This is a genomic window from Mycolicibacterium wolinskyi str. Jessa 2025 (assembly GCF_049241375.1).
GTDB lineage: Bacteria > Actinomycetota > Actinomycetes > Mycobacteriales > Mycobacteriaceae > Mycobacterium > Mycobacterium wolinskyi.
Window position 1 is genome coordinate 6615032 of sequence record NZ_CP185960.1, and the last position, 17589, is coordinate 6632620.

At 67.6% G+C, this 17589-nt stretch carries 15 protein-coding genes; 3 read left to right on the forward strand and 12 right to left on the reverse strand.

What is annotated here, in order from left to right; genetic code table 11:
* Nucleotides 1–2 precede the first annotated feature (2 nt).
* The 10 genes from ACOI2T_RS32840 to ACOI2T_RS32885 all read right to left on the reverse strand — a co-directional run bounded on the left by ACOI2T_RS32840 (nt 3) and on the right by ACOI2T_RS32885 (nt 12804).
* Nucleotides 3–869, reverse strand: coding sequence for an ESX secretion-associated protein EspG (locus tag ACOI2T_RS32840; protein WP_409505081.1), 867 nt, complete (start codon nt 867–869; stop codon nt 3–5).
* Between the two features lie 25 nt (nt 870–894).
* Complete coding sequence (locus ACOI2T_RS32845) at nt 895–1182, reverse strand: WXG100 family type VII secretion target (RefSeq protein ID WP_067852580.1); 288 nt, start codon at nt 1180–1182, stop codon at nt 895–897.
* 29 nt (nt 1183–1211) lie between these two features.
* Nucleotides 1212–1505, reverse strand: coding sequence for a type VII secretion system protein EsxG (esxG, locus tag ACOI2T_RS32850; RefSeq protein WP_085145357.1), 294 nt, complete (start codon nt 1503–1505; stop codon nt 1212–1214).
* Between the two features lie 61 nt (nt 1506–1566).
* Nucleotides 1567–3177, reverse strand: coding sequence for a PPE family protein (locus ACOI2T_RS32855; RefSeq protein WP_409505082.1), 1611 nt, complete (start codon nt 3175–3177; stop codon nt 1567–1569).
* A 1-nt stretch (nt 3178) separates the two neighbouring features.
* The gene (locus ACOI2T_RS32860; RefSeq protein WP_085146332.1) at nt 3179–3490 is read right to left on the reverse strand and encodes a PE family protein; all 312 of its coding nucleotides are present in this window, start codon (nt 3488–3490) and stop codon (nt 3179–3181) included.
* Nucleotides 3487–7461, reverse strand: a complete 3975-nt coding sequence (gene eccCa / locus ACOI2T_RS32865) for a type VII secretion protein EccCa (RefSeq protein WP_409505083.1) — start codon at nt 7459–7461, stop codon at nt 3487–3489. The genes ACOI2T_RS32860 and eccCa overlap by 4 nt, the downstream gene beginning before the upstream one ends.
* Nucleotides 7458–9014, reverse strand: a complete 1557-nt coding sequence (gene eccB / locus ACOI2T_RS32870) for a type VII secretion protein EccB (RefSeq protein WP_409505084.1) — start codon at nt 9012–9014, stop codon at nt 7458–7460. The genes eccCa and eccB overlap by 4 nt, the downstream gene beginning before the upstream one ends.
* Nucleotides 9011–10780 (reverse strand): type VII secretion AAA-ATPase EccA, encoded by a 1770-nt coding sequence (gene eccA / locus ACOI2T_RS32875; RefSeq protein ID WP_409505261.1) that lies wholly within the window; start codon nt 10778–10780, stop codon nt 9011–9013. Before eccA ends, eccB begins: the two co-directional genes overlap by 4 nt.
* A 186-nt stretch (nt 10781–10966) precedes the next feature.
* On the reverse strand, nt 10967–11860 hold the full coding sequence (locus ACOI2T_RS32880; protein ID WP_409505085.1) for a class I SAM-dependent methyltransferase: 894 nt from the start codon (nt 11858–11860) through the stop codon (nt 10967–10969).
* 41 nt (nt 11861–11901) lie between these two features.
* Nucleotides 11902–12804, reverse strand: a complete 903-nt coding sequence (locus tag ACOI2T_RS32885) for an oxygenase MpaB family protein (protein ID WP_067858456.1) — start codon at nt 12802–12804, stop codon at nt 11902–11904.
* 76 nt (nt 12805–12880) lie between these two features.
* On the opposite strand from ACOI2T_RS32885, the gene ACOI2T_RS32890 reads away from it, so the two are divergent.
* Together ACOI2T_RS32890 and ACOI2T_RS32895 are read left to right on the forward strand one after the other, a co-directional pair.
* Nucleotides 12881–13498, forward strand: a complete 618-nt coding sequence (locus tag ACOI2T_RS32890) for a TetR/AcrR family transcriptional regulator (protein ID WP_067858400.1) — start codon at nt 12881–12883, stop codon at nt 13496–13498.
* On the forward strand, nt 13495–14307 hold the full coding sequence (locus tag ACOI2T_RS32895; protein WP_409505086.1) for a helix-turn-helix domain-containing protein: 813 nt from the start codon (nt 13495–13497) through the stop codon (nt 14305–14307). The genes ACOI2T_RS32890 and ACOI2T_RS32895 overlap by 4 nt, the downstream gene beginning before the upstream one ends.
* On the opposite strand, the gene ACOI2T_RS32900 is transcribed toward ACOI2T_RS32895, so the two are convergent.
* Together ACOI2T_RS32900 and ACOI2T_RS32905 are read right to left on the reverse strand one after the other, a co-directional pair.
* On the reverse strand, nt 14297–15700 hold the full coding sequence (locus ACOI2T_RS32900) for a carboxylesterase/lipase family protein (protein WP_409505087.1): 1404 nt from the start codon (nt 15698–15700) through the stop codon (nt 14297–14299). The two genes, ACOI2T_RS32895 and ACOI2T_RS32900, sit on opposite strands and share 11 nt — an antisense overlap.
* The gene (locus tag ACOI2T_RS32905; protein ID WP_409505088.1) at nt 15693–16601 is read right to left on the reverse strand and encodes an MBL fold metallo-hydrolase; all 909 of its coding nucleotides are present in this window, start codon (nt 16599–16601) and stop codon (nt 15693–15695) included. Before ACOI2T_RS32905 ends, ACOI2T_RS32900 begins: the two co-directional genes overlap by 8 nt.
* 101 nt (nt 16602–16702) lie before the next feature.
* Here ACOI2T_RS32905 and ACOI2T_RS32910 point away from each other — a divergent pair, with 101 nt between their 5' ends.
* Complete coding sequence (locus tag ACOI2T_RS32910) at nt 16703–17584, forward strand: helix-turn-helix transcriptional regulator (RefSeq protein WP_409505089.1); 882 nt, start codon at nt 16703–16705, stop codon at nt 17582–17584.
* The last annotated feature ends 5 nt before the right edge of the window (nt 17585–17589 follow it).

Sequence of the window (17589 nt, forward strand, 5' to 3'; positions counted from 1 at the left end):
TCCTATGCTTTCTGGGGTATTTCTCGGTGAGGTGCCGCGGCTTCGTCGAAGTCGCGGGTGAGCGGATGGTCGGGGAACCACGAGCCGCTGGGCAGGGATGCGGTCAGCCGCTCGATCGCCGTGGCGATCGCATCGGCACTGCCCGCCGTAAAGGTCGAGATCCATTCCCCGTCAAAGGCTTTCGACGGTGAGACCAGGATCCGGCCCTGTGGGGTGTCAACCACGCTGACGCCCACTTGGGTAGTGACACGGTGACCGTCACGGTGCTCTCCGGCAACGATCTCGACGTAGGTGCGCCGGCCTTCGAACACCGATTCCACCACGGGGCGGGCCGATGCCGGGACTCCGAGGAATCCCAGCACTTCAGCCAGCGGGGTGCCGTTGCGGATCTGCTCGTCGGCGCGAGCGCCTGCGGCGGCCGGGAGCGCGAACTCCTCGAACCGCGCCGGCCGGCGCTGCGACAGACCCGCCGTGAGCACCGGTACCAGGGCGTGCGGATGGCTGATGTCCATCTCGGTGAACGTGACCAGCTGCGCGTTGCGCAACGCGACGACGGTACGACCGTCGCGGCGCCCCACAATGCCGCGCAACAGATCACCAGGCCCCGAGACGAAGCGCAGGTCAAGCCACTGCGCCGCCCGGCAGGTCAGCCTGACCCACTGGGCGACAAGAGGATTGACCTCGCCACCGGAATTGAGCACACCCATCCGAGTCAGTTCGGCGGTCTGTTCGGCGACAAAGCCGGACCGCTGAGCCGGTTCGCTGTAGGGCGGCGTGATCGCCAGCACCCACGGAAACGCCCCGGCCCCGAGCACATCTGCGATGTACCAGGCCTGCTCGGTGGTCAGCTCGACTGCGTTGGCTCCCACTATGTCCTATCTGAAAGACCGAACATCAGCCCCACTTGGCTCCCTCGGCCTGGTCGCGGGCGTTCATCGAGATGGTGTTGGTCTCATGGGTGGCCGCCATCGACCGGTAGGCCCGCACCAACTCCTCCATGGCCTGGTTCCACTGCGCCTGCCACGCCTGATAAGTCATACCCGTGTCACCCTGCCAAGCACTGCCCAACGCCGCCTGCTCGGCAGCGATATCGGCACCCACCGCATGCAACGCACCCGAATAGGTGTTCATCTCGGCAGCATGCGCCAGCATCGCCGGGTAGTTGTACATGATCTGAGACATGAAAACTCCTATATCCGTTCGAGACCCGGTCAGATAACGGTGTAAGTGCTGGCCGCGGCGGCATCCTGGGCCACATACGTACCGGCCGCATCACCCAAGTTCAGCTGAGCGATATCCAGCAACGCATTGACCTTGGCCGACACCTCCACAAACCGCGCATGAGCAGCCTGAAACGCCGCCGACGCCTCACCCATGTGAAACGCCTGCGACGACATCGCCGCCTGCTCAGCCTGCGCAATCGTGCTGCGCATCAACGCAGCCTTGGCCCCGAACGCCGCCTCAGAGGCAACCAGCTGGGGAATGTGAGCGTCCAACATGCTCATGGATGTTCCTTTCGAATCGATAGCGGTATGTGGTGTATGCGAAAGTGCAGAAGCGGTCCGGTCAGTTGCGCGAACCCCCTCCCGGATCGGGCGGAATCACGTTGGGCGCGTCGGGGTCCCAGGTGCCCGGCAGCATCGGACTGACCGGCCGATCGTCGAAACTATCGCCCGACAACGTCGTCAACCCCGCCGCAGCCGCATCCGACCGCGCCGCCGTACCACTGAACCCCATCGCCCCCGCACCCCGCTCCGAAGCCCGCACCCCCGTCCGCGGCTCCGACGCCGGATCAGCCCCCGGACCCTCATAGTCCATATAGGCATCGGCATACGCGTGCTCCTCGACCTCAGCCCCACGCTTACGCCGCCGCCTACGCCGCGCCGCCAACGACGCCGCCACCCCAGAAGCCGCCGCCGGAACCCCCGACGCCGGAGCCTGCACACTCGACTTGTCCCGCAACGTCGGCGTGAACCCCTCACCCGGATCGCTACCGCTGACCACGTAAGGCGCGAAGGCGGCCGCCGCGGCCGGGGCCGGGGCGGCCACCGAAACCGATCCGGACGCCGGGCTCGGGGCGGGCGCACCGGCCGACGGTCCGGGAACCCCGGCCGGGGAGATGCCTGCCATCGGCAGATTCTGATCGCCGCGAACCGGGACCGGTGTGTTCTCGTCAGCAGGGACGTCGGCGGGTGGCGCATCGGTCGGGATGAGGCCGAGGAAGCCGAGTGCCGCAAGTCCGATGCCGAGCAGCGGAACCAGGAACGGCGAGATCGCGATACCGATCCAGGTTCCCCAGCCCACCGGCTGGAATATCAATTGGTAGAGCACGCCGGCCAGGAACGGCCCCCAGGTCGTCAAGAAGGCGGACGGGTTCGTCAGCAGGGTTTCGAGCATCACCTGGATGGTGCCCAGCGGATCGTTGAGGAACTGCAGCAGCTCTTTGCCGCCGATCATCGAGGGGTTGCTGAGGTAATCCACCAGCCACTGCGGCAGATTGGGGTAGGGATTCTCCTCGGCAAGCTGTTCGGTGCTGCTGGCGTCCGCGTAGGTGAGGGCGCTGCCGCTCTGCGCGGCCTGCCCTTGCGCGGCCATCTGCTGGGCGCTCGCCGACGCCGTTCCCGCCTCGCCCACACCGGGTTTCAACAGGAAGGGGGCCGGCAAGCTCGTCGGCGTCGCGGCGACCGCCGCGCCCGACACCGCCTGATACGTACTCATCGTCGTCGCGGCCTGAATCCACATCCGCACATAGTCGGCCTCGTTGAGCGCGATCGGAATCGTGTTGATACCGAAGAAGTTCGTCGCCACGAGCACGCCGTGCACCACATGGTTGAGTGCCAGTTCCGGCAGCGTCGGCATGGCCGCCAACGCCGTCGAATACGCTGCCGCCGCTGTTTCGTGCTGAACCGCCACCGCCGCACTGTTCGCGCTCTGCTGCGCCAGCCAGGTCAGGTAGGGCCCGTGGGCCGCCACGTACTGCTCGGAACTCGGCCCCTCCCACGCACCGGCCTGCACCCCACCCAACACAGTGGTCAGTTCGGCTGCCGCCGAAGCATATTCAGCGCTCAGCGACTGCCAAGCCCCCGCGGCGGCCAACAACGACCCCGGACCCGGCCCGCTGGACAACAGCGCCGAATGCACCTCCGGGGGCAAGGCCATCCACACGGGAGCAGTCACGTCAGACCCCGCGCGCGATCAGGTACGACGACGCCGCCATCGCATCACCGGTCGCATAGCTCGCGCCCGACTCACCGACGCCGACACCGGACCGGCCCAGCTCCTCCACACCATGGGCGGCCAGCGCCGAATGCTGCGCACCGTGCGCACTGAACCCTGTGGCCGTCTGCAACGAAACCGCGTCAGCGGCAGGCGGAACCACCGTCGACACCACCGGCGCCGCCGCCGCATGCGCGGCCGCCAACCGTGCCGTCAACGCCTCCACCGCCGCGCTGGCCGCGGTCAGGCCTTCGGGGACTACACGAAGAGTCATCGGTATTCCTTTCCTATGTTGCGGGTCCCGTTGTTCACCGACAGCGCCGCATCGGCGCCGAGCGGATTGACGAGTTGGATGTACTCCGGCGAATCGCCGTCGCCGAGGAGCATGCCGCGCCCGGCCGGGAATCGGGCGAACCGGTGGCCGCGGATCTTGCCGCTGTCGGCCGGATTGCCCGACAGCATCAGGGTTGTCGCCTGCAGATCGTTGAGGCGACGCAACAGCGGCGCGGTCATCACCGCGTGTGCCGAACCGGTGGCGCGGGCGGTCACGATGACGCGCAGGCCTAGGTCGGATGCTTCGGCCAGCAGCGCGACGATGTTGGTCCACGGTCGCTGCCCGACGAAGGGCCCACTGACTGCCGGACCGTCGGGAATCTGGTCGACGTCATCGATGATCAGGTAGTGGGTGTGGCCCGAGTACGTCCACTTCTTGAGTTCCTCGGGGAACAGATCGGCCGGCGGGCGCCGCTTCTCGATGAGCGCCGACAGACCCAGCATCGCGGGCAGCACCCGGTCGATGTTCGCGGTGTACTCGTTGTCCGGGAACAACGGTTCGTCCACGAGGTGCAGCCGCCGGTCGATCACCGTGAACGCGACCTGATCGGGCTGCGAGTTCTCGCGGATCGTCCGGATGATGTGGCGCAGCAGCGTCGTCTTGCCCGACTTCGAATCGCCGAACACCGTGAGCAACGGGTTGCTCGCGAAGTCGATCGCGACCGGCGCCAGATCTTCCTCCCGCTGCCCGATGACGACCGTCTCGGGCGCCGGGTACAGCGGCGCGAGCGCCGAAGGCGCGAGGTCGCTCGGCAGCAGCCGCACCGGTGGTGCACTGACGCCCGGGTAGCGCGCGTTGATGACGGCGATGTCGCTCAGCGCCGGCTCGGCGAACAGGAAGTGCTCGGCCGCCATCGTCAGGCCGCGGCCCGGCTGGTCGGCCGGCACTGCGTCGGCAGGCCTGCGCAGCGCGCCGACCACGCGCACGATGCTGTCGTGGCTGTCGTGCAGCTTGAGTTCCAGCCGCAGCCCCAGGCCGTCGCGCATCGCCAGCGGCACCTCAAGCCAGTTCGGCGTGGTGATGACGACGTGGATGCCGTAGGCCATACCGCTGTTGGCGAGCTCGGTGACCTTGGCCAGCAACGGGTTACGGGTGTTGAACGTGTCGGTGTTGTCGCGGCTGAAGGCGTAGAGGTTGTCGATCACGAGGAACACCTCGCCATAGCCGTCGGTGTAGCCGCCGCTCTGGCGGTTCACCGCGCCCTGCCGCTGGCGCGCCCGCAGCAGTTGCTCGAGCTCGCCGAACGTTCGCCGGATCCGCTCCGGTTCCAGCGGCGTCGCGACGCTGCCGACATGGGCGAGATCGCCCAGGCCGGCCAGCTTGCCGCCGCCGTAGTCCAGGCAGTAGAACGTCACCTCGCGCGGCGAGTGCAGAGCGGCCGCCGACAGGATGAACGTCTGCAGCGCAGTCGATTTGCCTGACCGCGGGCCGCCGTGGATGAGCACGTTGGCGGCTGACGAGTTGGCGTCGAACACCAGCGCGTCGCGGCGCATCTCGAACGGCTTGTCGATCTCGCCGAGCGGCCAGCGCAGCTGCCCGGGCTCCACCTCGGTTCCGGCGAGCACGTCGGCCAGGGCGATGGCCTCGTCGAGCGGCGGCAGCCACAGCGTCGGCGCCTTCGGGCCGTAGGTGGCCAGCTGGTCGCCGATCGTGGCGATCAGCTTGCGCGGCGGCAATACTTCGACCTCGGCACCGTTGGTGGCGATGACGGTGTCGGGCTCGGGCTCGACGCGCGACGCCGTGAACACCTGCGGCTGCGGAAGTGCGCGCACCACAATGGATTTCTCGGCGCGCGGCGGATCGTAGATGCCGTCGACGTAGGTGCTGCGGAACTTGATCGGCACCGCACCCGGCGCGGGCACCAGGAAGCCTTCGCCCTTGTGCTCGCGGCCGGATTCGATGTGATAGGCGTCCTCGACCCCGATGATCTGACGCGAGATGCTCGGGCTGGCCACCTTCAGACCGATCCGGTAGGAGGTGTTCTTGTCGATGTCCTTGATCCGGCCCACGTCCAGCGTCTGTGACGCGAACAGGATGTGGATGCGGAACGAGCGGCCCTTGCGGGCAACGTAATCGAACAGGTCCGCGTACTCGGGATGATCGGCCAGCATCAGCGTGAACTCGTCGGCGACGACGAACAGCGTCGGCATGGGCGGCAGATCGTGTCCGGCAGCGATCGCGGCCTCGTACTCGGTGACCGAGTTGAAGGCACTTCCCTGTACGCGGCGGCCGGCCTCCTTGAGCAACTGCTCGCGACGGGCCACCTCACCGCGCAGGGTGTCGGCGAACCGGTCGGCGAGCGACCGCTTCTCGGCCATGTTCGAGATGACGGCGACGACCTGCGGAAAGTTGCGGAAGATGTCGGCGCCGGCCTCGCCCTTGAAGTCGGCGTAGATCACGATCAGCCGCTCGGCCGAATGGGTTGTCAACAGCGACAACAGGATCGACATCAAGGTCTGGGACTTGCCAGAGCCCGTCATACCGATCATGAGGCCGTGCGGACCCATACCGCCCTCGGCTTCGTCCTTGAGGTCGAAGTAGAGCGGCTCGCCGGTCGCGGTGACGCCGATCGGCACCCGCAGTTCGTCGTCGCGGGTACGGGGCGCCCACAGGCTCGCGACGTCGAGCGCCGACGCGTCGGGAATGCCCAGCAGCGTGGTGAAGGTCGCCCCGCCGGTCGAACTCGACCGGATGTAGCCGGGATTGGAATCCCAGCGCGACAGCCGCCGTGCGATGTGCCCGGCCTCGGCCGCCGACATCGCGTCGGCCGTGTCGATGTAGGGCTGCCATCCGCTGCTCTGCCAGCGTTCGATGCGCCCGTCGGCCACCCGCAGGATCGGGCGCTCGGGATCCGGGTACTGCTCGCGGTTGGGCAGCTTGTCCGAGCGGTGGATCACGGTCACGCCGGTCAGCCCCGGACGGCGGGCGATGTCGTCGGGATCGGCATCGGGATCGTCGAGCACCACCAGTAGATGTTTGGTGGCCTGATCCGGCTCGGACGGGAACGGCGGGCGGTCGGCCAACGCGGGCGCGAGCCGCTCCCGCAGTTCGGCGACGCTCGTCGTCAGATACCTGGCCGGGCCGACACCGTCGGCTTCGCCGGGAACGTCCACGTGCGGAAGCCATTTCAGCCAGGACCAGTCGTCGGAGTCGACGCCGGGCGCGGCCAGGGCCACCCCGACCATCGTGGGGTCGTGCCAGGTGACGGCCTGCGCGATCCACGCCCGGATCGCCGCGCGGACCTCGTCGGCTTCACCGATCACGGTGATACGGGCCAGTTTTGCGACATCGATGCCGGTGGGCGCGTCGCGAACCGTGCGCTGCACATCGAGCAGACCGCGCAACGTGCTGTGCGACACGGGTTCCAGGTCGATTTCGTCGGCGGTGTCCTTGACCTTGAGCGCCGCATCCAACGGCACGTCGTGCAGACCGGCCCGCAGCACCAGGAAGTCGCGATCGCGCGGGTCGCGCTCCCACTGCCTGCGGGTGCCCGGGATGGTGGCGAGCACCTCCGGTGCGGGGTGCGACCATTCCAGCGCCTGCCGCTGCTCGGCGGCATGGGCGCGGACGTTGTCGCGGACGACGGACAGGTACCGCAGGTAGTCGGCGCGCTCGGCATCGACCTCCTCGGTGCGCATCTTGTTGTCCGATCCGCGATACAGCGCGGTGGCGGCCAGCAGCAGCACGAACGGGAAGAACAGCGTGGTCGGTGAGATGAGCCGCATCCCGGTGGCCACCAGGGCGACGATCATGCCCACGATCAGGATGACGATCAGGTACGGCAGCACCCGGCGCAACAAGGAGGGCGGCACCAACCGCGGCAGCTGCGGCGGCGGTTCGATCGTGATGGTGCCCTTGCGGGTGGTCGGCGGAGCCAGCCGGCGCTGGTGCTCGAAGATCAGCCTGCTCATCGGGTCGTGGCCTCCAGCCGCGCAGAATTCGTATCGGGCGACAGGGCGTCGTGCGCAACCAGTGCGTCGCCACGGGACAGGGTCGGGCCGGCCGCGAACTGCGTCAGGATCGACCACGGGATGGGCAGCGCCGGTGAGGTGAGACCAAGGGCCGCAACGGCTTTGTCGTCGCCGCTGGTGTCGATGCCATAGCGGACACCGGTGTCGCTCACCCAGAACAGTGATCCGGCGGTCGGCGATCCGGGCTCCGACCCGACGGTCTGCACGAAGTATCCGGTGCCGGGAGTCAATGCGACCCGATTGGCGGTGCCGTTGCTGCCGGCGCCGACCAGGTCGACCGTGCGTAGTCCATCGGGCAGCGGCAGGACCGCGCCCGACAGCAGCGTCAGCCGGCTCTCGGTGGCGCCGGCAGGCTTGATCCACTGCGCACAGGTGATCGGGGAAGCCGACGGCTCGATGAGCGTGAGCGGTTCGGCCGGGTAGGCGGCGGTGTCGATGCCGTTGGCGGCCGGGGTCCTGGCCACTTCGTCGGCGCCGAGCTGCGGCGGCTGTTCGAGCCCGAAAGAGTTGGTGTTGCGCAAGATCGCGGCCAGCACCGGGGAGATCGGCTGCAGACCGTCGGCCAGCACGGCGTAGTGGCGGATGGTGTTGTCGGCATCGTATGCCGTGACGACCGCACCGACCGGCACCGGCGTCGACAGCGGGAATCGCGGTGGCGCACCGGCTTCGGGGATCGCAGGGGCGATCAGTGCGGGTGCCTGCGGTATGGCGTTGAACAGGCCTGCCGCGATGGGACGCGGTCCCGGGATCTGCGCACCGAATCCGAGCGCATCGGTGACGGCGCGGTTGGCCAGATCGATCGGGCTGCGCTTGCCGTCCCACAGCAGCCAGTCGCCCGGGGTCGGCCCGGCGCTGTTGTGGACGAGGACGGCCTGGCCGGGGGCGAGCGGCAATGCCCGTTCGCCGCCGTTCGCGGGCGTTCCGGCGATGACGGTGACACCGGCGTTGGTGCCCGAAACGCTTTCGCACACAGTCCAATCGGCGTCGGTCGCCGCGCTTTGCACCATGCGCTCCGGCGCACCGGGGATGCCCAGCAGGTTGCCGCGCGGGTACTTGTCGATCTCGCTGGTCTTCACCGTGGTCGGGTTGTCGGGCTGACCCGCGATCAGGCGTGCGGAGGTCAAGTTGAGCACCGGATGCAACTGCTCGCCCACGCGGACGTAGAGCGCGGCGGTCGACCGGTCGGCGAGGATCACGTCGTTGCCTGCGGCGCCACCCGGACGGATCAGCGAGAACACGAAGCAGCCGATCAGGCCGGTGATCAGGATCAGCGCACCGGTCAGCACCGCACGGCTCTGCGTACGAAGCGGGTCGACCAACATCCGGGTGTCGTGCAGCGCGACACCAGACGCGATGCGGCGCATGACGAATCGCCAGCCCGACACCTGGTGGCGCGTGACGAAGCCGCGCCGGTACTGCACCTGGTCGGGGTTCTCATTGGTGGGCGTACGGGAGGCGAATGAGCGCCGGTCCTCGTGGGTGGGGCCGGTCATGCCGGCACCGTCAGGCCAAGGCCACGCAGCAGCGGGGCAGCCGAATTGCGCACGTCACCGGCGGTGATCGTCATCATCTCCTCGTCGGTGAAGTCCTCGGCATCGGAATGGTCGAGGCGGTACTCGCGCTCCTCCTCGGAGCGTTCCACCAGGTTTCGGACGAACCGGCCGTTACCCGCGATGTCGAGGCAGCGGCGCGAAACCCCGTTGGCGTCGGGCATCGTCGCCTCGGCGAGATGGCCGAACAGCTTCTCCATGTCTTCGTGGGCGGCCTTCTCGAACACGCTGTCGCGCTTCTCGGCCATCCGCTCGGCGATCTCGACGAGTTCGGACGACGAGTAGGACGGGAAGTCGATGCTGCGCGTGAAACGCGAACGCAGACCCTCGTTGGTATCGAGGAACATGTCGAGGTCCTTGCGGTACCCGGCGACGATCACGACCAGGCGATCGCGGTCGTTCTCCATGCGGGCCAGCAGTGTGTCGATCGCGACCAGGCCGAAGTCGTTCTTGGCGCCCGTGGACACCAGGGCGTACGCCTCGTCGAGGAACAGCACGCCGTCGAGCGCACTGTCGATGATCGCGTTGGTCTTGGCTTCGGTCTCGCCGATGTGCTGGCCGATGAGGTCGGCGCGGTGCACCTCGCGAACGGTTTCCTTCTTGAGAAGTCCCAAGCCGCAATAGATCTTGGCGACGACGCGGGCGATCGTGGTCTTACCGGTTCCTGGAGGTCCGGCGAACACGAGGTGGTTGGTGCGCTGCGCGACGGTGAGCCCGCGTTCCTGTCTGCGGATCGACATGGCGACCGAGCTCTTGAGGCGGGCCACCTGGAACTTCACTTCTTCCAGGCCGATGAACTCGGCGAGTTCGGCCTCGGCTTCGATGAGCAGATGTGCCTTGCGTTCCTTGGCTCCGGGGTCGACGAACTCGGATTCCGACGGCTCGGTCTCCGGATCCCACGGGTCGGTCCTGGCCTCGATGCGCGCGGCCGTGGTGACGACGAGCCCGAATGTCGGGTCCGACAGCGCCTCTTCGACCTGTGCGTTGTCGGGATGTGCGGCGAAGAGTTCCTGCAGGACCTCGTTGGCGTCGTCGTCCTCGCCCTGACCACGCAGCGTGAGCGCCTTGGCCAGTGCGCCGTCGACGGCAGCCACCACGATGGGCCCGGACGGATCCTCCAGGTAGGACAGGGCCGGTGCGAACATTCCGAGCCGGGCCAACGCGATACCGAGCGTGACCCGGGCGGCGTGCGACGTCATCTGATCGAGCGACTCGTCGATGACGATAGGCGTCAGCAGCCTGACGACGTCCGACCAGCGCTCGGCGCGGTAGTTGATCGCGACACGCAGCCACTTGGCGCTGAGGAAGCCCGGCCGGCGTGCCAACACGTCCGCGACCAGTTCGTTGGCCTTGGCAAGCTCACCGGCCTCGTAAAGCCTTGCCGCATAAGCAAGTTGGAAGTCATCGGGCTCTGTGGCGCGGAACTGCAGGTACAGCCCCGTGTCATAGAGGAAGCCGAGCTCGCCCGCGGCCAGGTCGATCTCGCGCTGCAGCACGCCGGCCGTACCCACCGTCCGCCAGACGGCGTCGATGACGGGCGCCGACGTATCCCCCGCGGCGGCCAGGCCGATCCACGCGTCACAGTGATCGTGCGCGATGCGTGCCAATCCAGCAAAGCCCGATCGAGCGGCTGACAGATCGGCCGGACGTTGCCGGTCGTTGACCGTCAGGCCAAGCGCACGACAACATGTGGCAAAGCGGCTGACCACATCGCGGTCGAGCCGGGGCGCTCCATGAGACGGAGCGGCGAGCGTGTCACTACCCATATGCGTGCACGGGAGCCACACGGCCCCCGTCTCTCTCCCTTATGTATGGCTAAGCTAACATTTGCTGAAGTTAGCATCGCATAAGCTAAGTGTCGAGATGCACGTACTGGCCACAAAACGTGAATCGGCTCACGTTTTGGTGGCGGTGACCAGGCTGATCGTGCCCGTCATCAGGCCCGCTTCACTGTCTGCTGTGGGCACCGGCCGACCGAGCTGACGTAGATAGTCCGGCAGCGGCGTCGTCGCCGCGGTCCAGCCCCTCGACGAAAACCACTGCTCAGCCGGGGCATGCTGTTCGTTGTAGACGAGCGTGAAAAAAGCGTTCTCCTCACCGGAGGCTTCCGCTTCCGCGCGCTTGGCCTCGAACGCCTCGCGCGGCATCGGGACGGCCTCTTCCACCGCCACGAAGCTTCCCGGGGCGGCCAGCCCGTCAATCCCGGCAAACAGGCGATCCTGTGCTGGAGCCGGCAAATAGATCAGTAAGCCCTCGGCAATCCATGCCGACGGCTTGCTCGCGTCGAATCCCTTTGCCGTGAGTGCCTGCGGCCAGTCCTCACGCAAGTCCACCGCAACCTCACGACGCTCGGCGGTTGCCTTTTCGCCGCGTTCTTCGACGGTCCGACGTTTGAACTCGAGCACCCGGGGCTGGTCCAACTCGTAGACAACAGTGCCATCGGCCCATGGCAACCGATATGCGCGGGAATCCAGCCCGGCCGCCAAGAGCACGACCTGGCGCACCCCGGCCTCGATGGCGCGACGGAAGTAGTCGTCGAAGTACTTGGTCCGCGCGCCTTGGAAGTTCACGAAGTGCGCGCCGAACTCCGTCCGAAGCGGATGGTCGGGGTCCGTGCCGTCCACCGCGGCCGCCCAGTCCCCACCCGCGGCGCGGCAGAACACTTCGGCATAGGGGTCGACGGCCAGCGGATCGGGTTTTCGAGCTTCCAAAGCCCTTGAAGCAGCGACGAATAACGCTGTCTGCCCGACGCTCGTGGTGATGTCCCAGGTGTCATTGTCACTACGCACCTGCGCGAGGGTACGCCGCGAATCTGGCGGGAGACTGGCCGCTAGACCAGCGGACGCCCGGTGCGCACGCGCCAGTCCAAATCTCTGAGCAGGAGATTGAACGGGAACTGCCGCAGGACCGACGGCAGCAGATTGTTGACGGTACGCAGCACCGCGATGATCCGGTTGAACCGCTGCTGGCGCTGGGGATCCCAGGGCAGCCGCATCTCGTCGCGGAACCGCTGCGGCAGAAAGCCCGTGGTGATCAAGCCGGTCAGGTTCTCCGACCAGCGTTGCAGCGGGCCGGGCAGGGCCATGCCGCGCAACCGGCCGACCGCGATCGGGTAGAGGTACTCGCGCACGGTGTCGTCGATGTGCACGTTGTCCAGATTTTCCTGCCAGTACTTGTCGAACGCGGCCCGGTCGGCCGGCCACATCTCCGGTGGCACCTGCAGCGTGGTGCCCAGTGCCATGCCTTCTTGATAGTGGCGATCGGCGGTCTCGTCGTCCATCTCGCCGATGAACATCCGGTACACGTCCACGCCGCCTTTGTAGAGGCAGGCGGCGACCCACATCTGCAGGTCCTTGTCGAACGCGTTGTACTTCACCGGGCTGTCCTCGGTCGAGTAGACCTGGGCGTGGGCCTTGTTGACGGCCCGCCGGAAGGCGGCCTTCTGCTGGTCGGATCCGCGGGTGGCCACCGCGAGGTACGTGAACGTCGTGCGGGCTCGCTTGATCGGATGCAGGTCGACCCGCCCGCTGTCGACGCGGCTCTCCAACACGCCGTAGCCGACGCCGGGACGTGCGAGCTGCATGATGACGTTCGCCGGGCCCGCCAACAACGCCACGCCCATCAGCCCGTCATCGATGCTGGCGCCGCGCCGACGGCGCTTCTCGGCGGCCGGCGAACTCACCGACTCCCCCATCGCGCGCTCGACATGCGGAACCGGTTCGCTGACCGTCATGGCCACCCCTTCGGAAAGTGAGAACCTATGTTTCCTGATACTGGCCTGCCGCACTGACAGGTGTCAAGATGTTCGAGTGACACCGGTCCGCCCGTACCGCGGTATCGAAGCAGCCGACCGCCTCGCGCAGCGCCGAGGTCAGCTGCTGGAGGCCGGGCTGGACGTATTGGGCGCCGACGGCGCCGAACTCACGGTTCGAGCGGTATGCCAACGGGCCGGGCTCGCTGCGCGCTACTTCTACGAGAGCTTCAACGACAAGAACGACTTCATCGCGGCGGTCTACGACTGGGTGATCGCCGACATCGCCACCTCCACGCAAGCGGCCGTCGCGGCGGTCCCCGTGCCGGAACAGACGACCGCCGGCATGGCCAACATCGTTCGCATCATTGCCGACGACCCCAGGATCGGCCGGCTGCTGTTCAGCACGAAGTTGTCCAACGAGGTGCTGGCCCGCAAGCGGGTCGAGGGCATCGGGTTCTTCGCGGCGCTGTTCGGACAGCACGCCGGTGACACGCTGCGCGTGCAGGAGAACGATCAGCTCAGGGCCATGGGCTATTTCGCGGTCGGTGGAGTGACCCACACGATCAGCGCCTGGTTGTCGGGTGAGATCGCGTTCACCCCAGAACAACTCGTCGACCGGTTGCGCTCGATGCTCGACGCGCTCGCCGGCCGGCCGTACCGGAACCGGCCGTGACCGGACCCGCGCTGCACCGGCCGTGCCGGGCATTGGCTCCCTACATCGACTTCTTCGGTTACTGGCAGCGTGACGACGACGGCGAAACTCACCGCAGCCGAGCACTTCCGCGCGGTGCGGCGACTGTCATCATCGACGTCAGCCCACGTCAGCGGGTCGACTTCTATGCCGGGGACGGCGCGACCCGTCTCGACGTCGGGACGGCTTTCGTGGCCGGCGCGGGCAGCATTTCCTATGTCACACAGATCGATTCGGCCCAGACCGTCCTGACGGTTCATTTCCGCCCCGGTGGTGCGGTGCCGTTCATGGATGGCCCGCTCGGTGACCTCGAGAACGCGTGCGTCGGGCTGGCCGAGATCTGGGGCCGCGACGGTGTCGCCCTGCACGCCCGGTTGATCGAGGCGACGTCGGTCCGGCACCGGATCACGCTTCTCGAAGGGTTTCTGTTGGCCCGCATGCGGTTACGCCATCCCGCATTGACGGCGGTGCTCGAAGCTGTCGAGCGCAACCCGTCGATGCGGGTGGCTGATGCCGGCGCGCAGATCGGCTTGTCGCCGAAGCGCCTCATCGCGTTGTTTCGCTCGGAGGTGGGCGTGACTCCCAAGAGCTATCTGCGTGTTCGGCGGTTCCAGGCCGCCATGCGGCGGCTCGACGCCGGCGCCGAGGGTGGTGCCGCGATCGCGGCCGATCTCGGCTACTTCGATCAGGCGCACTTCGTCAGGGAGTTCCGGTCGTTCACCGCCATGACGCCCACCGAGTACGTGCGACGCCGCATGTGGCTGCCCAGCCACGTGGGCATCAACCGGTGAACCGCTGCGTCACGGCCTGCGGCCAACCCGGATCACCCGTGCGGGCGTACCGCACCCACGCACTGTGCATCTGCGCCGCCAGCGCGGCCGGGGGCCGGCCGGGACCGAGCAGCGCGCCGCGGCCACGCAACGTCTCGAGGTCGATGACGTCGAACACGAACGGCAGTTCCATCGCGTGGCAGGCTCCGAGCTGACCGTCCAATGCCGCTGACTGCCAGGTGAATTCGTACCGGTACGTCGGTTCGCCGCCCAACTGCGCATGCGCATCGGCCAACCGATCACTGCCGGTCCGAAACAACGCGTCGCCCAGGATCGCCGAGCGCAGTTCACCCCATCCCGCATCCGGGTAGCGGGCCCGGTAATCCCGCACCAGCGCAGTCGGATCGGCGCACACGCGCGCCGCCAGCGCATCGACGTCGTCGCGGGTCGAGGTGTCGAGTTGGCCCTGCGGCACGAGGTAGAGGTTGCCTTCCGCACTGTTCGTCCCGATGAGCAGACCGATGTCGGGATTCACCGATTGGCCTGGCTGCCGGTCCAGCACCAAGCTGAAGGGGCTGAGGCCGACCAACGGGTCGAACCGGTCGGCGGTTCGCAGATCCAGCCCGGCCAGGTCACCGACCACGTCCACGAGCTGCCGATCGGAGAGCGGGCCGAAGCCCGCGACGGTGGGCTCGACACCCAGCGCTCGGGCCGCCGCCGCTGTGACCCGGCCGGCCTGCTCCGGCGTGAACGCGCCGAAACCGTTGCCGCTCTGCATGATCACCCGCCGCACCAGACTCCCGGCCGCGGCGGTCGCGAGCACACCCGCGGTGAGCGTCGCGCCCGCGGACTGGCCGAACAGCGTGACGTTGTCCGGATCCCCGCCGAATGCCGCGATGTTGGCCTGGACCCACCGCAGCGCGGCCAGCACATCGAGCAGCCCGCGGTTGGCCGGGGCGCCGGGCAGATCGAGGAATCCGACGATGCCCAATCGATAGGTGACCGTCACCAGAACCACGCCGTCACGCGCGAACGCGGTGCCGTCGTAGAGGGGTGAGCGCGTCGAACCCGAGACGAAACCTCCCCCGTGCACGAACACCATGACCGGTGCGCGGTGTGCTGCGGGCGGTGCCCACACGTTGACGGTGAGGTAGTCGGTTTCGGGGACCCAGCCGGGGCCGAAGAACGGCGACATGTCCAGCCGCCCGAAGCCGTCACGCCGTGCTTGCGGGGCGGTGGGTCCGGGCACGGTCGCGTCGCGGACGTCTCGCCATGGCTCGTGGGGCTGCGGTGCGGCGAAGCGGCCGGCACCGACCGGCGGTGCGGCGTAGGGAATGCCGTAGAAGACGTGCGCATCCCCGATCCGGCGACCCCGTACGGGGCCGGTAGCGGTGTCGACGGTCGGCTCAGGCATGGTAGGCCAGCCGTTCGAACGGCGCCCATGCCTTGATGGCGAACCGGTCTCCGTCGCGCACCACCTCATCACCGCCGTGCCCGCCGAGATGAGCGGGGAACACGAGCGTGTTCGTGTCGGCCGCCCTGCCGAGCACGTTGTGCCGCGTGACCCGCGCGAGTTCGGGATCCTCGCAGAAGCAGCTGTTGGTGTCGGGTTCGACGAATTGCAGTGCGGTGTGCAACATGTCGCCGACGAACACGGCGCGGTCGGTACCCGACTGCAACGTCACCACCGATGAACCCGGCGTGTGCCCGGGTGCGGGTGTCAGCGCCAGATTGCCGTCGATCTGAAACTCGTTCTCCCACAACAACGTCTGCCCGGCGGCATGTACGGGGGCGACGCTGTCGGCGAATACGTCGCGCTGGCCCGCGTTGGCGTGGCGCGCGTTGTCGGGATTCCAGAACTCGAAGTCAGGCCTGGGCATCAGATAGGTCGCGTTGGGGAACGTCGGGATCCAGCTGCCATCGTCGAGATAGGTGTTCCAACCCACATGGTCGACGTGCAGGTGCGTGTTGATCACCAGGTCGACGTCCTCGGGCGCGACCCCGGCCGCCGCGAGGTTGCCGAGGAACTCGGTGTCGAGGTCGTGCCACACCGGCGAGTGCGGCCGGCTCTTGTGATTGCCGACGCCCGTGTCGACGAGGATGTTCTTGCCCTCGCTGCGCAGCAGCCAGGTCTGTATCGCCGATATGCAGATATCGGCCGCGGGATCGTAGAAATCCGGTGCCAGCCAATGCTCATGACGCTGCCAGGCGCCGTCGGGACTCTCCGGGAAGAACGTCCGCGGTGACATCTCGACCGAACCGTAGTACTCCATGACCCGGGTGACCGTCACATCGCCCAACACAATCTGGTTCATGGCAACCAGCCTGCGGATCTCCGGGCAACCGAGCCAGACCCGCGTTTGCCTACCACTGGGAGGGGCAGGCAGCCGATGCCATCGGGGCGCATAGTGGTGTGATGACCACCGGACAACTGGGCGAGTTCCTGCGGGCACGGCGCAGCCGGCTGCGACCCGAGGACGTCGGCCTGTCCCGGTTCGGCGAGCGCCGACGCGTGAGCGGCCTGCGACGCGAGGAGCTCGCCCAGCTGGCCGGGGTGAGCGTGTCCTACTACACCCGTTTGGAGCAGGGACAGTCGGTGAACGCGTCGGAGGCCATCCTCGACGCGCTGGCCGACGCATTGAAGCTCGACAACCACGAACGCAGGCATCTGCGCGAACTCGCCGCCCAACGGCCGCAACCGACCAGGCGCCCGCCGGTCGAGCGGGTCAGCTCGTTGACCCGGGACCTGCTGCGCTCACTCGACAACGTGCCCGCGCTCGTGGTCGGTCGCCGCACCGACATCCTGGCGTGGAATCCGCTCGGACACGCGCTGTTCGCCGGGCACGTCGACCCGACGCTGGTCGACCGGCCGGCGGACCGGCCCAACCTCGCCCGGCTGCTGTTCCTCGATCCGCACACCCGCGACCTGTACGTCGACTGGCCGCGCAAGGCCCGCGCGGTGGTCGGCAACCTGCGCCTGGTCGCCGGTAGGCATCCCGAGGATGCGTTGTTGGCCGGTTTGATCGGCGAACTGTCCATGCAGAGCCAGGAATTCGTCTCGCTGTGGGCTGATCACCGGGTCAAGCCGTGCGAGGCCGACACCTATGACCTGCGTCATCCGCTGGTCGGATCGCTCACGGTCACGCAACAGAATTTGAGGGTGGCCCGCAATCCCGAGCAGTCGCTGTGCGTGGTGACCACCGCCGCCGGGTCGGCTTCGGCGGACACGATGCAACTACTGGCCCGATCCGTCGGTGGCAAAAATATCCAAGCCGACTCCATGGCCGGCCACGCATGATGTCG

Bases quoted from the DNA above. Each gene is read 5' to 3' on its own strand.
- eccB (WP_409505084.1), bottom strand. From the start codon at position 9,014: ATGACCGGCCCCACCCACGAGGACCGGCGCTCATTCGCCTCCCGTACG.
- ACOI2T_RS32860 (WP_085146332.1), bottom strand. From the start codon at position 3,490: ATGACTCTTCGTGTAGTCCCCGAAGGCCTGACCGCGGCCAGCGCGGCG.
- ACOI2T_RS32910 (WP_409505089.1), top strand. From the start codon at position 16,703: ATGACCACCGGACAACTGGGCGAGTTCCTGCGGGCACGGCGCAGCCGG.
- ACOI2T_RS32900 (WP_409505087.1), bottom strand. From the start codon at position 15,700: ATGCCTGAGCCGACCGTCGACACCGCTACCGGCCCCGTACGGGGTCGC.
- ACOI2T_RS32905 (WP_409505088.1), bottom strand. From the start codon at position 16,601: ATGAACCAGATTGTGTTGGGCGATGTGACGGTCACCCGGGTCATGGAG.
- eccCa (WP_409505083.1), bottom strand. From the start codon at position 7,461: ATGAGCAGGCTGATCTTCGAGCACCAGCGCCGGCTGGCTCCGCCGACC.
- ACOI2T_RS32885 (WP_067858456.1), bottom strand. From the start codon at position 12,804: ATGACGGTCAGCGAACCGGTTCCGCATGTCGAGCGCGCGATGGGGGAG.
- ACOI2T_RS32845 (WP_067852580.1), bottom strand. From the start codon at position 1,182: ATGTCTCAGATCATGTACAACTACCCGGCGATGCTGGCGCATGCTGCC.
- esxG (WP_085145357.1), bottom strand. From the start codon at position 1,505: ATGAGCATGTTGGACGCTCACATTCCCCAGCTGGTTGCCTCTGAGGCG.